Origin of the sequence: Pseudoselenomonas ruminantium (genome assembly GCF_900113715.1) — a bacterium.
Lineage (GTDB): Bacteria > Bacillota > Negativicutes > Selenomonadales > Selenomonadaceae > Selenomonas_A > Selenomonas_A caprae.
The window spans coordinates 1-12,568 of the sequence record NZ_FOQK01000015.1 but is presented as its reverse complement, the minus strand read 5'-3'; the positions used below and the strand labels follow the sequence as shown (position 1 = coordinate 12,568).

Sequence of the window (12,568 nt, the reverse complement as noted above, 5' to 3'; positions counted from 1 at the left end):
TCCAATGCATGGACAAATCAAAGGGTTCCGAATCCTGTTTTGGTCAGGTTTTGGAACCTTTTTTGTATAGAAAACGATATTACCAGAAGAGGTACTGATATGAAGGAACTTATTTCAACGGAGATACATGACATTACCCGGGAAATCATTGCCGACTATGATAAGAAGCGGCATATTGACAAGCTGGACGTGTTCAACCAGCCCGATACCAAGGTTATCTATGAACTGATCCAGGAACTCGTAAGGGTGGCCTATCCCGGATTTACGAAGGATAAGAGCTACCGCATTTACGACATCCGCAACAACCTTTCGATGGTCATCGAGGATATTGCTTTCCGCCTCAACAAGCAGATTGCCATTGCCCTGCGCTATGGGGAACATCCCGATGAGGAAAAACTGGAGGCGACGCGGCTGGAGGCCCAGAAAATCACGCTGGCATTCCTGCGCCGCATCCCGGAAATCCGCGAATATCTGGCCACTGATGTGGAGGCGGTCTTCGATGGCGATCCTGCGGCCGAAAGTGCCGATGAAATTATCTTTGCCTATCCGGGGCTCTATGCCATCACGATTTTCCGTTTTGCCCATGTGCTTTATGAGCTCGGTGTGCCGGTGATACCGCGCATCATGACGGAGCTGGCCCACAGCAAGACAGGCATCGATATCAACCCAGGGGCAAAGATTGGCAAATACTTCATGATCGACCATGGCACGGGCATCGTCATCGGCGAGACCACGGAAATCGGCGAACACGTCAAGGTTTACCAGGGGGTGACGCTGGGGGCGCTGTCGACTTCGGGGGGACGCAAGCTGTTCAACAAGAAGCGTCATCCGACCATCGAGGACCATGTGACGATCTACTCGGGAGCATCGATCCTCGGCGGCGATACAGTCATTGGCTGCGGTTCGGTTATCGGCGGCAATGTATTTTTGACGAAGTCCATTGCACCGGATACGAAGGTCAGTGTCAAGAATCAGGAGCTTCGCTACAATCAGGGGCGCCGGGAGATACAGGAAGTAGAAGCAGACCCCGATGCGGCTTGGTTCTATGTAATTTAAGAGGAAAAGCAACTCCGCTGGCTCGGTATGGGGCCAGCGGAGTTTATAGTTTTGAGGAGTGGGGGCGAGGCGTTGCCGCGAATTTGAATCCGCAAACTTCGCGCATAAAGGAGAACAAAATATTCATATTATACATATTGACTATGTATGTATAATATGATATAGTATCAACAACGATAGGAACTGACCAAAAAATTGGAGGTTCCAAGGACATACAGCTTTGGGCTGGCTATGTCCTTGGAACCTCTTTTTTGTTTCTATTCGCACTTATCGTTATTATTTGTCAGGGTTAATTGGTAAGAAAGGAGCTGATTGGTATGACGGCAGAACCACATGAACTGCTCGTACAGAAGCCGGGCTTTTTCCAGAGTGAAGATTGGTGGGCCGTATGGCTGGGGCTTTTGATCGTTGCCTTGGGGGCAGGACAGGCAGCAGGTGTTGACCTTTTGGGATGGGTCGCCAAGTACAATGTCTGGTCGGATATCGGCAAGGCCGTGGCCCCGAATTCCAAGGAATTTGCTTTCCTCGGGGGCTTTGGCTCGATGCTGGCGACATATTTGTTCCTGCTCATCCTCACGACGGCGGGAGCGTACTTCATGGGAAGTTCGGTCAAGCGCTTTGTGGCCGGTTTTACGATTCTCTACTGGGTAACAGTGGCTGCTAATACTGCGGGAAACTTTGCCTATTTGGCAGCTACGCCGAACAATCTGGAGAAGTTTGGCATCGGCTGGTCATTGGGGCTCGGTGAACTAGGCTTTGTCATTGCCTTGGTGCTTGGCCTTATCATCGGGAATTTCTTTCCGAAGGCCGCGGCCTTCCTGTCCACAGCTGCCAAGCCGGAGTGGTATATCAAAACAGGTATCGTTATCTTAGGCATGACAATTGCCATAAAGACAGTCGGTGCGATGGGGCTGGCGAGTACCGTTATTTTCCGCGGTATCTGCGCGGTAGTTGAAGCGTATCTGATTTACTGGCCAGTCGTTTATATCATTGCTCGCAAGTTCTTCAAGTTTACGCCGGAATGGGCGGCACCGATGGCTTCGGGGATTTCCATCTGCGGTGTGGCCGCTGCGATTGCCACGGGCAGTGCCATTCGGGCCAGAGCAATCGTGCCGACGGTGCTTTCTTCGGTCATTATCGTATTCGTAGCGGTGGAGCTATTGATCCTGCCGTGGATTGCCACCACGTTTTTTGCGGATGATCCGCTGGTGGCTGGCGCCTGGATGGGCCTGGCCGTCAAGAGTGATGGCGGTGCCATTGCCTCTGGGGCCATCACCGATTCGCTGATCCGCGCTAAAGCCTTGGCTGAGTATGGCGTGAATTATCAGGAGGGCTGGACGCTGATGGCGGCCACTACGGCGAAGGTGTTCATCGATGTGTTTATCGGTATTTGGGCCTTCGTGCTGGCTGTTGTCTGGTCTGTCTATCAGATCGGCACCAAACGCAGCGAAGGTAAATCCTACAAGGTTTCCTTCCGCGAGATTGGCGATCGTTTCCCGAAATTCCTGATTGGTTTTCTCGTGGTATTTGGTGGTGTGTTCCTCTGGGGTATCACGAATCCCGATATCGTAAAAGCCGCTGGGGCTGGTGCCGGACAGGCCAACTTGTTGCGCAGTATCTTCTTTGGTCTTTGCTTCTTCTCCATCGGCCTCATTACCAATGTGCGCAAGCTTTGGGCCGAAGGACTTGGCCGCATCGTCGGCGTCTATGCCCTTGCGCTATTCGGCTTTATCCTCTGGGTAGGCCTTGGCATTTCGTATCTGTTCTACCATGGCATCCTGCCGCCGGTGGTTGCTTCGTAAATAGAAAGGATGAAATATCATGAGTGATCTTGCCATCAAGAATAGAACTGCAGCGATAGAAGCCAGCAGTTATGAAGAACATCCGGAACTTGTCCAGCAGAACGAAGAATGGACGGATCTTTCTTCCGTTGAGGTGAAACTCTGCGGGATATCGCTGGGACTGGGGCTGGTGCTACTGGCTGTGTTCCTGTATGCTTTCCGCAGCTGAGCGGATTGTGGGTACAAAAAACGGGCAATCCCTAGGGGATTGCCCGTTTCTGTCATTGATGGAAGGCCATATCAGATCTTGAATCTGCCGATGGCTGTCTGCATGTCAGTAGCCATATGAGCCAGGGCCTGGGAGGCAGCGGCAATCTCTTCGTTCGAGGCGGATTGCTCTTCGGTGGCTGCCGATATGGTCTGGGTATTCTCCGAGGTCTTGCGGCTGATGGTGTCGATGGAGTCGACAGCGTTGACGATGTTGCCGGTGCCCTGGGCAACGGTTTCTACCGAGCGGTTGATCTCATCCATCTGGGTCTTGATGCCGTTGACCATCGTGAGGATACCCTCGAATTGCTCGCCGACTTCGCGGATGGCCATCGTGCCGGACTGGACTTCGTCCTTGCCGTTCTGCATGGCTTTGACAGCTTCGTAGGTATCATTCTGGATGGAGGCGATGCGTGCCTTGATCTGCTCTGCTGATTCCTGCGACTCGGAGGCCAGCTTGCGTACCTCTTCTGCGACGACGGCAAAGCCGCGGCCATGCTCGCCTGCGCGTGCAGCCTCGATGGCGGCGTTGAGCGACAGCAGGTTGGTCTGCTCGGCAATCGAGGAGATGGCCTCGACAATCTGGCCAATCTGGTTGCTGTTCTCGCCGAGTTTCTGGACGACTTCTGCCGAGGCCATGACGCTCTGCTCGATGTTGCCCATGCGTTTCACGGCGTTTTCCATGAGCTGTGATCCCTTCTGGGCAGCTTCAGCTGTCTGGTTGGAGGTTTCAGTGACGGTGCGGGCCTTATCCGCCATAGCAGAGACATCGGCGTAGACTTCGTCGACGTTCTTCTTGGCACCGTCGATATCGCTAAGCTGCTTTTCCATACTGATGGAAACTTCGCCGACGGTTTCCGCTACATGCACGGAGGCGTCAGCCGATTGCTGCGCGTTGGCTGTGAGCTCCTCCGACGAAGCTGCGACCTGCTCGCTTGTTGTTGCCATCTGAGCGATGAGTTTGCGCAGATTGCTGCTCATAGTGTTGAAGGCTTTTGTCAGCGAGCCGATTTCATCAGCAGACTCTATCGGCAGGGCATCGATGGCTAGATTGCCTTCGGCCATCTGCGAGGCATGGGCTTCAAGCTTTCCGACAGGATCGACGATGCGAAGGGCGAAGCTGCGGCAGATCAGAGAGACCAGCAGCAAACCGATGATGGTAAGGATGCCAAATACCAGCCGCAGGTGGCTAAGCGAGGCAAAGACGAAGGAAGTCGGCACCGAAATGCCCATGATCCAACCGGTGGAGGGCACGGTCTGGTAGGCAAAGACTTTTGACTCGCCATTAATCGTCGCTTCGAAATACCCCTCGCCGTTCTTGACCATTTCGTCGAAATGGCTGCCAAGACCGTCGATATCTTTGAAGCTCTTCATTTGCTCGCCAGCACCGGAGGTGGCGAGGATGTTGCCGCTTTTTTCCATGATGATACCTGCGCCTTCGCCGTGGTATTTCATCTTGTTGGCTTGCTCTGCCAGGGCATCCAGTGCGATATCGACGCAGGTAGCGCCGATGAATTTGCCATCAGCCTTGACAGGGGCGGCTACGGATACGACCAGCTTGCCGGTGCTGGCCGCGATATAGGCATCCGTGAACAACACTTTGTCCTGCGCTTTTGCTTCTTTATACCAGGGACGCTCGCGCGGATCGCGCTTGCCTGTCTTGTCGCCCGTGTAGAAGCCCATCCACCAGCCATCTTCGGTACCACCGGTCATTTCGAGGATTTCCTTATCGGAAATCGTCGTACCCAGCGTTTCCTTGTTGTGCATGACCGCATAATTGCCGTTGAGGCTGGTCATGTAGTTCGTGGTGGCTTCGCCGAAGGCACGTTTCTCGCGCAGCCAGCCGTCAAGTGTCATGGCTTCACGCGAAACGGTGGCCCGCAGCTCACTGTCGACGCTTTTTTGCAGATCGCTGCTGGCCATGAAGTAACCGATGATTGAGACGGCTGCCATCAGCAGGCCCATGATACCGGATAGTATCATGAATTTTTGTTTTAATCCCATACGTATCCCTCTTTCAATTTGTCTAGTGATCGTTTCCTAACAAGCATATTTACGTATTCGTTAAAAAGGGATGAAATCCTGCTGCGAAAGCAGCAGAGCGCAAGGAATATTTCGGTTTTTTACCAGCAGAGTTGCCGGCTGTATTGACGGCGGCGGAGCCGCTGCGGTACGATAGTGGGGAGATAAAAGCGAGAGGATGGCAGGATTTTGGAGAGTTTGACTTGGGAGATTTTTGATATCATGGGCACTATTGCGTTTGCTGTATCGGGAGCAATGGTGGCTATCGAGAAGCGCATGGATGTGTTCGGCGTGATCGTGCTGGCCCTGCTGACCGCTGTGGGCGGCGGCATGGTGCGCGATGTGCTGGCGGGCATCACGCCGCCGGTGACGCTTTGTAATATCACGGATTTTGTCCTCGCGATGTTGACTGCGGCGCTTGTCAGCTGGCTGTATTCAGCCGGCTGGGTTTCGCATCGCGGCAAGCGCCATATCATATGGCTATATAATATCTGCGATACGATCGGGCTGGCGTCCTTCACGATCACGGGCATGCTCACGGGGCTGTCCCACGAAAATGGCAATCCGTATCTGCTGCCGGTGCTGCTCGGCGTCATCACGGCCGTGGGCGGCGGCATCCTGCGCGACATCATGGCCCAGCGTATGCCGGTGGTGCTCTATAAGGACATCTATGCGACGGCCTCACTGGTGGGCGCGCTGATCTCATGCCTGCTCTATCCGTATATCGGCCTGCCAGGCATGGCCTGGCTCTGTTTTGTGATTGTGGTCGGCCTGCGGTTCAGTGCCCTGTATTACGGCTGGCATCTGTTCCATCCGCGGCCCAACCGGTTCCGTTGAGCAGAAGGCTTGAGAATCATTATAGAATAAATTTTGACAAGGCTGGTGGACTGTGATATACTTGGTTCTAGTTTGAAATTACTTTGTATTTTTTGACCGTGGTATGGATGGTGACATTAAGTTGGCCAAACCTTCGAAAATACGTGTGCTATTTTTGGAGGGATTCAGTATGATAGGTATGGATAAGGCAAGACAGATCTAGCAATGGGGATTGCTATACTGTTTTGCCTTTTTGTTTTGTCTGGCGCAGGAATCTTGGGGGAATTTGACGTGCTGATAAAAAAGATATTGAACAATAATGTAATCGTGACCAGCGACGAGGATGGCTGCGAGGTCGTGGCTATGGGGCGTGGTATATTTGGGAGACGCGGCGTTTTTATCCGCAGGAGTTTGCGCTGGCCGAAAAGGCCGTGATGATGCTCGATGCGCAGTTCGATGTCGATATGCCCGAGGATGAAGCGGGTTTCATCGCGATGCATCTCATCGATGCGCAGCTGGATCTCAAGCAGCCAATGGCTGATAAAATCTTGCATCTTATCGAAGAGATTTCCAACATCGTGCGGCGGACCTGCGGCATCGAGTTCGACAAGGATTCCCTGCCCTATTACCGCTTTGTCACACATCTGAAATTCTTTGCGCAGCGGATGTTCAGTGGAGTGAATCCGCCGCAGGACGACGTGGACGAAGAGATGGAAGCGATGGTACAGAAGAAATACCAGCGCGCCCATGAATGTGTCGAGAAGATTGCAGCCTTCCTGGCGCGCAAGTACCGCTATGCGGTAAGCGGCGATGAGCAGTTCTATCTGATGATCCATATCGCCAAGATCATCCGCAAGAGTCAGGAGTGATCCTGTCCCATATAAGAAATACAGGCTGAAGCTGAGCCGATGCTTTTAGGGGAGAGCGCAGGCAAGGCTCCGGCGCAAAGTGAGGTGACATGTCAGCAGGAGGCATTCCCCGCTGGATGGTGACATTAAGTTGGCCAAACCTTCAAGATTTAATGTAGTGAGTATCATGAAATTCAAATTTTGGAGGAAGACAAATGAAAGATTGGACGAAGAGAAGCAAGAGAACGTTAGGAGCCGCAGTAGTCTCGGCAGCGCTGGCACTGGGCAGCAGTGTGACTGGCGAGGCCGCCGCCAATGGCTTCCTGTCAGAGGTGCCGGTAAACGACTGGTCCTATGGCGCGGTCAATGACCTGATTTCTGCTGGTGTCGTACCAGACTATACGCTGGCGATTCCCGAGGGACGCATCATGAGCCGTATGGAGATGGCCATGATCGTCGATGCCGCCATGCAGAATCAGGCGGCGATGACCGAGGCCCAGCAGGCCGAGCTCAAGAAGCTCAATGAGGCGTATTACTATGACATCAAGAAGGCCCGTATGCTGGCCAAGCTCGATGCCATGGACATGAGCGAAACGAGCGGAAAGGGTGAAGCGTCGTTCACGCCGGAGGAGAGGGAAGGACTCAAGAAAGCGGCAGCACTGGCAGACAAGCTTTCCATCAGCGGCTATGCGCGCCTGCGCAATGACCATTACCTGAAGGACAATGGAGCGGGCGGTACGGCACGCTCGACGCGGGCCAATATGGTCCATATTGCGGTCAACTCGACCTATAAGATCAATGAGGATTGGCAGGCGCATGCGGATGTGGGCTATCGTGGCACCTTCAGCGCGCTGAACAAGGACAGCAAGAGCATATCGCCCGATGAGGACCATGCAGGCGTCACGATCGATCCGTATGTCACGGGCCGCTTCCCGAAGCTGGGCCTTGACGTCAAGGTCGGCAAATGGAACGAGTGGAATATCTATGGCTGGGGCATGGACATCGACTGCGACTTCGCCGGCATCCAGCTCGTCCAGGGCAAGAAGAAATTCAAGACCTTCTTCACGACGGGCAAGATGGATCTTTGGGATTATGCAATGGGCGGCAAACGTGAGGATGAACAGGTCACGAGCCTGCGGTTCTTCTATCCGTTCGATGACAAGAACGACATCAATTTCGGCCTTTCGTCCAGTTCGGCTATGGCCAGCCGTTATCAAGATCCGGATCAAGGCCGTGTCCTTTACTACTTTGTTCATGGGCATCATGTCTTTGATAAGAATTGGCAGGTGCGTGCCGGCCTTATCAACAGCAATGCCAAGCGCGACAGCAGCAATCCGGATGCGGGTACCAAAACAAAACAGCCGGGCCGCTGGCTGCAGGTCCAGTACAAGGGTGCAGATCTTAGTAAGCCGGGCTCCTATGGCATCACGGCAACCTATCGCTATGAGCCAGCGCTTTCCTGGCCGACGGTCACGGATTGGTGCGGGCTCAACGAGAAATTCATCCGCCTCGGTGTGAATTACGTGCCGGCCAAGAACATCATGCTCGACACATTCTACACCTGGGGCCGTGAAATCGATACGGATAAACGCTCGGATCTCTATCGTTTCCAGGCGCAGCTGTTCTTCTAAGGGGATAGGGGGAATCCAATCATGAATAAGAAACGCAATGCAGCTTTGGCCGTGGCCCTGATGCTGGCGATGGCTGGTACACAGGTGCAGGCAGCTTCGGCAGTGGAGTATACAGAGACCAAGACGGCCGATGGCTATGCGCTGATCCAGAACAAGGATGGTGCTGAGCTGGGCTTTATGCCGGATTCTGGCGTAAAGATACTGACTGTCGATGGCAAGGCTTTCAAGGACATGAACCGCAATGGCAAGCTGGACCGCTATGAGGACTGGCGGCTGACGCCCCAGGAGCGGGCGGAGGATTTGGCGCGCCAGCTCAGCACGGAGGATATTGCCGGCCTGATGCTTTACAGCATGCATCAGCGCAATCTCAAACCAGAGCTCAACGACGAACAGCGGAAGATGCTGCGGGACGACCATGTGCGTACGGTGCTCAATGCTGACAGCACGGCCAGCAATGAGGTTACGGCCAAGTGGAATAACGCCATGCAGGCCTATGCGGAAAGCTTGCCCTTTGCCATCCCCGCCAACACGAGCTCAGATCCGCGCAGCGATGCCCGCGGCAACGGTGTGTATCTCAAGGATGTGACGGGGGGCGTATCGCGCTGGCCCAGCAATCTTGGCATCGCGGCGACCTTTGACCCGTCGATTGCCAAGGAGTTTGGCGAGATTTCCTCGAAGGAATACCGCCTGCTCGGCATCGGCACGGGGCTTTCGCCGCAAATCGATTTGGCGACCGACCCGCGCTGGACGCGTTACTATGGCACCTTCGGCGAAGATCCGGCACTGTCCCGTGACATGGCCCGTGCTACGATGGATGGCGTCCAGTCGACCATCGTGAATAGCAAGGACATGGGCTGGGGCAAGTACAGCGTCAATGCGATGATGAAGCATTGGCCAGGTGACGGTGTTGGCGAAGGAGGCCGTGAGGCGCATTCGAAGTACGGCAAGTACGCGGTCTATCCAGGCGGGCAGTTCAACACGCAGCTGATTCCCTTCGTGGAAGGCGGCCTCAGACTCGCGGGCAAGACGAAGATGCCGAGTGCGGTCATGAGCTCGTATTCGATCGCCTGGAGCGATGATGGCTCACTGGGCGAGAAAGTCGGCAGTGCCTTCAGCAAGTTCAAGATCGGCCTGCTGCGCGATAAGTACCATTACGATGGCGTCATCTGCACGGACTGGTGTGTCACGCATGATATCCCGAAGAAAGTGGGCAAGGGCATTTCGACGGCCTGGGGTGTTGAGCACGATAATGAGGTCGTGCGTCACTATAAGGCTTTGATGGCTGGTGTCGACCAGTTCGGCGGCAACAATGACAAGCAGCCGGTGCTCGACGCCTATGCGATGGGCGTCAAGGAACATGGCAAGGCATTCATGGATGCTCGGTTCCAGCAATCGGCTGTGCGCCTGCTGCGCAATATCTTCCAGATCGGCCTGTTCGAGAATCCGTATCTTGATGTGGCCAAGACCGTCCGTGAGGTCGGCAATCCGCAGGACAAGGCAAAAGGCTATGCGGCGCAGCTCAAGTCCATCGTCATGCTCAAGAACAAGGGCGGTGTGATCCATAAGGCTGAGGCAGGGGCTGCCAAGCCGACGGTCTATATCCCGATGATCTATCGCCCGGCCATGGAGAACAAGACGTTCCATACCTATGCGCCGGCGAACTGGAGCCTGCTCGTAGACCTCAAGACGGCAGCGGAGTATTTCCATGTCGTCACCGATACCGTGGGTGAGCTCACAGCCGTTGACCGCGATGGCAAGCCGATGGCAGCCGTCACGGATATCAAGCGGCTGGCACCAGCAGAAGTAGCCAAGGCCGATATGGTGCTGGCAGTCATCGACAATCCGACGAACGTAGGCAACCAGTTTGACGGTCTTGGCTGCGATGAGAAGGGGAATTTCATTCCGCTGTCGCTGCAGTACAGCACCTATACAGCTGATTCGTCCGCCGTCCGCCGGCAGTCCATCGCCCATGATGAAGGCGAGAACCGCAGCTACTTCGGCAAGACGGCCCGCATCACGAATGCGACGGATATCGACAGTGTCAGATACGGCCGCGAATGTGCGGAAAAATCTGGCAAGCCGATGTCGGTCATCACGATGGTCCATGCGTTGAAGCCCATGATTTTCAGCGAGGTTGAGCCGCTCTCTGATGCTATCGTCGTCGGCTATGGCGTCAGCGATGCTGCTTATTTCGATATCCTGACGGGCAAGGCTGAGCCGCAGGGCCTGTTGCCGATGCAGCAGCCGAAGGATATGGTGACGGTCGAGGGGCAGTGCGAGGATGTCCCGCGCGATATGGAGTGCTATAAGGACAGCGAGGGCCACAGCTATGACTTCGCCTATGGCCTCAACTGGAAGGGCGTCATCAAGGATGGCCGCACGGCTAAATACGATGTGCCGGTTTTGAAACGTTGAGCAATGGTTTTATGAGGGGGAGAAAGATATGACTAGGAAACAGCTTCAGCAGATGATACGTTTGAGTCTTTGCGGTGTCATGGCCGCCGGTGTATTCGCGTTGGGGACGCCTGCTTCATTGGCGGCCGTGCCGGCGCAGCAGCCGTCCTATAAGACCGTGACGGAAACCTTTGACTGGGGACCGTCCGTGTCCAAGGTCATCGTGGATCTGGGCCGCACGGTCAAGGCTAGCGAAGTGAATACGGGAACCTTCAAGGTACATGTGCGCCGGGAATTGGCCGAAGGGGCCATCACTCCTGCCGAAGCCATGCGGGAAAAGCAGGGGGCGACGATTTCTTTAGGGGCGGAATCGACTTCGGACAAAGATCTGGAGGGTGACCGTCAGGTAACGAAGGCCTATGTATCGGATGCTAAGGGCAATCCCGTGGAAAGTGGCGGATATGTGACGTTGGAAATGGCCGTAGGCCCTACGGATACGCTGGGGGCTGCGCTGAATTTCGACCTGCATACCATGCTGAACAATTGGGTAAAACCTCATTATACCATCACCGATGGCAGCAAGCTGGTGGTGGACAACAATCAGGGGGATATCCGTCCGCAGGCCGATAAATTCCACTACAACCATGAGCTGGTGGTGCGCAACTCCTTCCCCTATGCCAGCTATGAACCGGAATTGAAGAACAAGGATGAGAAAAAGCCCTTGATTATCTGGCTACATGGCATGGGGGAGGGGGGCAATTCCCCGTCTCTGCCCATCATGGGCAACAAGGCCACCCAGTTTGCCGATGCGTCCATCCAGAAATACTTTGGCGGGGCCTATGTGCTGGCTCCTCAGGCCAGAACCTATTGGATGCACGGCTATAAAGGCTTTGCCGATGGCACATCCATCTATTCCGAGCCGCTGATGGAATGCATCAAGGCCTATGTGGCCAAGCATCCCCATGTGGACGAGAACCGCATTTACGTCGGCGGGGATTCCAACGGCGGTTATATGACCATGCTGCTCGTGCGCGACAATCCAGGGTTCTTTGCTGCGGCCTTCCCGACCTGCGAAGGGCTCAAGGACAGCCTGATTTCCGATAAGGATCTCAAGAATATCGCCAAGACGCCGATATGGTTCACGGCGGCCAAGACCGATACGGTGCTGCCGCCCAAGGACTATGCAGTACCGACGGTAGCACGGCTCAAAAAGGCTGGTGCCGATGTGCATTTCAGCTTCTTTGACAAGGTGGTGGACACCAGCGGCAAGTATAAGAAAGCCGATGGCACTCCGTATGAGTACATGGGCCACTGGTCCTGGATCTACGTCTATAACGATGAATGCGAGGATACCATTGGAGGCAAGACTGTAAAACTCTTCCAGTGGATGGCCGCGCAGAAGCGGAAATAACGGCAGGAAAAAGAAGGGGCTGTGAAATAACACATCCCTAGTAACAAAGGCGGTCCGCTGACTCAAAAGAGTCGGCGGACCGCCTTTTATGGTAAAATTTACATACCACATGAAAATTTCAACCACCAACTATTCTAAATCAAAACAGGCAATTTTGCCACTATATATTTCAGATTATCTGGATATTTGCGACCCAGTGTTGGTTTTCGACAGATTCATGGAGGGAATCGACTTGGAGAAGTATCTGAAAAATGTTCCGAAACATATCACTGGACGCATCAGATACAACCCGGCCAACATGCTGAAAGCAATCTTATTCGGATTCATGTCTAATGGATATAT

At 54.2% G+C, this 12,568-nt stretch carries 10 protein-coding genes; 9 read left to right on the top strand and 1 reads right to left on the bottom strand.

Annotation, left to right across the window (positions count from 1 at the left end; genetic code table 11):
* Positions 1–99: 99 nt before the first annotated feature.
* The 3 genes from BM181_RS08950 (at position 100) to BM181_RS08940 (ending at position 3,066) form a co-directional block, all read left to right on the top strand.
* On the top strand, positions 100–1,056 hold the full coding sequence (locus BM181_RS08950) for a serine O-acetyltransferase (protein WP_075444097.1): 957 nt from the start codon (positions 100–102) through the stop codon (positions 1,054–1,056).
* 317 nt (positions 1,057–1,373) lie between these two features.
* Entirely contained in the window at positions 1,374–2,858 is a 1,485-nt protein-coding gene (locus BM181_RS08945; protein WP_075444094.1) for a putative sulfate exporter family transporter, read from the top strand.
* A 19-nt stretch (positions 2,859–2,877) separates the two neighbouring features.
* The gene (locus BM181_RS08940; protein WP_075444091.1) at positions 2,878–3,066 is read left to right on the top strand and encodes a hypothetical protein; all 189 of its coding nucleotides are present in this window, start codon (positions 2,878–2,880) and stop codon (positions 3,064–3,066) included.
* A 71-nt stretch (positions 3,067–3,137) separates the two neighbouring features.
* On the opposite strand, the gene BM181_RS08935 is transcribed toward BM181_RS08940, so the two are convergent.
* Positions 3,138–5,108 carry a methyl-accepting chemotaxis protein gene (locus BM181_RS08935; protein ID WP_075444088.1) on the bottom strand — a complete coding sequence of 657 codons (1,971 nt, stop codon included), beginning with the start codon at positions 5,106–5,108 and terminating at the stop codon, positions 3,138–3,140.
* Positions 5,109–5,315: 207 nt separating this feature from the next.
* Here BM181_RS08935 and BM181_RS08930 point away from each other — a divergent pair, with 207 nt between their 5' ends.
* The 6 genes from BM181_RS08930 to BM181_RS08910 all read left to right on the top strand — a co-directional run bounded on the left by BM181_RS08930 (position 5,316) and on the right by BM181_RS08910 (position 12,226).
* Positions 5,316–5,963 carry a trimeric intracellular cation channel family protein gene (locus BM181_RS08930; protein ID WP_255449185.1) on the top strand — a complete coding sequence of 216 codons (648 nt, stop codon included), beginning with the start codon at positions 5,316–5,318 and terminating at the stop codon, positions 5,961–5,963.
* A gap of 204 nt (positions 5,964–6,167) precedes the next feature.
* Entirely contained in the window at positions 6,168–6,377 is a 210-nt protein-coding gene (locus tag BM181_RS15770; protein WP_371263026.1) for a CAT RNA binding domain-containing protein, read from the top strand.
* Positions 6,290–6,811, top strand: coding sequence for a BglG family transcription antiterminator (locus tag BM181_RS08925; RefSeq protein WP_371263027.1), 522 nt, complete (start codon positions 6,290–6,292; stop codon positions 6,809–6,811). The genes BM181_RS15770 and BM181_RS08925 overlap by 88 nt, the downstream gene beginning before the upstream one ends.
* A 194-nt stretch (positions 6,812–7,005) precedes the next feature.
* Positions 7,006–8,421 carry a TonB-dependent receptor gene (locus tag BM181_RS08920; protein ID WP_075444085.1) on the top strand — a complete coding sequence of 472 codons (1,416 nt, stop codon included), beginning with the start codon at positions 7,006–7,008 and terminating at the stop codon, positions 8,419–8,421.
* A gap of 21 nt (positions 8,422–8,442) precedes the next feature.
* The gene (locus BM181_RS08915; protein WP_075444082.1) at positions 8,443–10,836 is read left to right on the top strand and encodes a glycoside hydrolase family 3 protein; all 2,394 of its coding nucleotides are present in this window, start codon (positions 8,443–8,445) and stop codon (positions 10,834–10,836) included.
* A gap of 28 nt (positions 10,837–10,864) precedes the next feature.
* Positions 10,865–12,226: a prolyl oligopeptidase family serine peptidase gene (locus tag BM181_RS08910; protein WP_075444079.1), complete on the top strand. Its 1,362-nt coding sequence runs from the start codon at positions 10,865–10,867 to the stop codon at positions 12,224–12,226.
* The last annotated feature ends 342 nt before the right edge of the window (positions 12,227–12,568 follow it).

What these genes read in the sequence shown, in the direction of transcription:
- BM181_RS08950 (WP_075444097.1), top strand. Translation starts at nt 100, where the DNA reads ATGAAGGAACTTATTTCAACGGAGATACATGACATTACCCGGGAAATC.
- BM181_RS08945 (WP_075444094.1), top strand. Translation starts at nt 1,374, where the DNA reads ATGACGGCAGAACCACATGAACTGCTCGTACAGAAGCCGGGCTTTTTC.
- BM181_RS08940 (WP_075444091.1), top strand. Translation starts at nt 2,878, where the DNA reads ATGAGTGATCTTGCCATCAAGAATAGAACTGCAGCGATAGAAGCCAGC.
- BM181_RS08935 (WP_075444088.1), bottom strand. Translation starts at nt 5,108, where the DNA reads ATGGGATTAAAACAAAAATTCATGATACTATCCGGTATCATGGGCCTG.
- BM181_RS15770 (WP_371263026.1), top strand. Translation starts at nt 6,168, where the DNA reads ATGGGGATTGCTATACTGTTTTGCCTTTTTGTTTTGTCTGGCGCAGGA.
- BM181_RS08920 (WP_075444085.1), top strand. Translation starts at nt 7,006, where the DNA reads ATGAAAGATTGGACGAAGAGAAGCAAGAGAACGTTAGGAGCCGCAGTA.
- BM181_RS08915 (WP_075444082.1), top strand. Translation starts at nt 8,443, where the DNA reads ATGAATAAGAAACGCAATGCAGCTTTGGCCGTGGCCCTGATGCTGGCG.
- BM181_RS08910 (WP_075444079.1), top strand. Translation starts at nt 10,865, where the DNA reads ATGACTAGGAAACAGCTTCAGCAGATGATACGTTTGAGTCTTTGCGGT.